General features: G+C 55.9%; 2 protein-coding genes. Both read left to right on the plus strand.

Annotated elements, in window-relative coordinates; genetic code table 11:
- Window positions 1–72 precede the first annotated feature (72 nt).
- The gene (locus tag SDD30_RS17285) at window positions 73–996 is read left to right on the plus strand and encodes a Druantia anti-phage system protein DruA (protein WP_434076173.1); all 924 of its coding nucleotides are present in this window, start codon (window positions 73–75) and stop codon (window positions 994–996) included.
- 2 nt (window positions 997–998) lie between these two features.
- Window positions 999–2,198: transposase family protein (locus tag SDD30_RS17290; protein WP_434076174.1), on the plus strand; the 1,200-nt coding region annotated here is incomplete at its 3' end.

Below are 2,198 nucleotides of genomic sequence, written 5' to 3' on the forward strand. Positions count from 1 at the left end.
AAAAATTTTATTGCAAATAGGACTGGACAGGCACGAGCCAATCTGAGATAATAGCCTCGGAGAAATGGAGAGGTGAAAATCCAGATGGACGTGCCTTTTTGGATTGGGGACCGTGAATTTACCGCAGCTGATGTAAAAATGATACGCATTACGGTACAGCAATTTTCACATTTAAGCCGTGAGGAACTCACGGCGACCTTATGTGAGAATTTACCCTGGAAAGCACCGAACGGGCGTTTAAAGTTGGAAGCCTGTAGAAAGCTACTGCGCGAATTAGAGCAAAAAAAGATCATCACCTTACCGCCGCTACAAAAGAACCGGGTACGTAAGGTTGGCGGGGAGCGGCTAGGAACTGCCGTGCAAACCCGGTTACAGGCCGGGCTTCAGGAAGTGTCACCGGTGACCATAGATCCAGTCACCTCTCTAGAAAGGGCGGACTGGAATGCCACCATGGCTACTTACCACCCGCTAGGGTACCTGCGCGCCATCGGGGCGCAGCAACGGTATTGGATACGGGTCCAAGGTGCCAATGGCCGGGAGATTGTAGGAGCGATGTTGTTTGGCGCCGCCGCCAAGGCATTGGTGGCGCGGGATCAGTGGATCGGCTGGACACCCGAGGAGCGCCGGCGTTACCGGCCACGCATCGTCAACAACAATCGGTTTCTGATCCTGCCGGACGTACATATCCCGCATCTGGCGAGTCGAGCCCTGGCCTTAGCGGCCCGCCGGATCCGGGCAGATTGGCAGGCTCGCTATGGCTATGAACCTGTTCTGCTAGAGACATTTATTGAACCCGAGTACACGGGTACCTGTTACCGGGCGGCCAACTGGCTTAAAATTGGCCAGACCGCAGGCCGAGGCCGCCAGGACACCTTTAAGAAATATGAGGCATCGGTCAAATCAATTTGGGTGTACCCGCTGGTGCCTAACTGGCGCCAGCGTCTGGTGGAACCATTCCCCCAGCCTAAAGAAACTTGGGACGGGGGGGAGGAATAGGCATGGCTTTACGGCATCCCGAGACCATCCACCCGGCGACCCTTCCTAATTGTAAAAATGCCTATGCCAACAGTGAAGCGGAGCAAGCAGACCGGCAAGCTGCGCTGGCAGCGCAATTGCCCGTATGGCGGGCCAATTTACCAATATTGCTCGAGAAATTCTCTCACCTACCGGACCCGCGCCGCCCCAAGAGTATCCGGCATAAATTGACCGTACTGCTGACCTTCGCCCTTTTCTTGTTCATCTTCGCATACACCTCCCGGCGGGAAGCCAATCGGGAACTGACCCGGCCCACCTTTTGGGAGCTGTTGCGGGAGGTCTTCCCGGAGATCACCACTATCCCCCATATGGACACCGTCAATCGCCTGCTCGAGAAGATTGACCCGGCCCAACTGGAAGAGGTGCTGAGCCAGACGGTCAAACGGCTCCTGCGCCAAGGGCGGCTGCGCGCACTGCTGGTGGCAAAGCAGTATATAGTAGCCATCGATGGGACCCAAAAGTTAGCGCGCCGGTGGCCCTGGGCCGCCGAGGCGCTCCATCGTCAACACGGGGAGGAGGTGTCTTATGCGGCTTATGCTTTAGAAGCAGTCCTGGTCGGCCCCCAGGGGGTAACCATCCCCTTTCTCACGGAGTTTTGTGAGAACCCCGCCGGCGAGGAGGCCTTATTCGCCAAACAGGATTGCGAACTAAAGGCCTGCAAACGGCTGCTGGTACGCCTGCGCCAAGTATTTCCGAAGTTACGTATGATGGTGGTGGCTGATGGCCTGTATCCCAATGGACCGGTGATGGCCTTATGTCGCCGACTACATTTGGACTTTATGATTATCCTTCCCCGGGACCGCCTGCCCAGTGTCTGGGAAGAGGTGATGGGCCTTAAAAAGCTGGAAAAGGACCAGACATTAAGGTACCATTGGGGCAACCGGGAGCAAATTTTTTGGTGGGTCAACCACATCGACTATGACTTCCAAGAAGCTTCCAGGTCCTGGCGGCGGCTAAAAATTCACGTGGCGGGATGCACGGAATTCTGGGAAGAGGGGGGAGAAAAGAAGGAGGCCCACTGGGCCTGGGTGTCTTCCCGGCCATTAACGAAACAAAATATCGTGGCCCGTTGCAATCAGGCCGCCCGCCACCGCTGGGACATTGAAGAAAATATCCTGACGGAAAAGCATCAGGGCTATCAGTACGAGCATGCTTTCTCCCTG

The organism is Moorella naiadis (nom. illeg.) (assembly GCF_051020825.1).
In the GTDB taxonomy this organism is placed as follows: domain Bacteria; phylum Bacillota; class DSM-521; order Neomoorellales; family Neomoorellaceae; genus Neomoorella; species Neomoorella naiadis.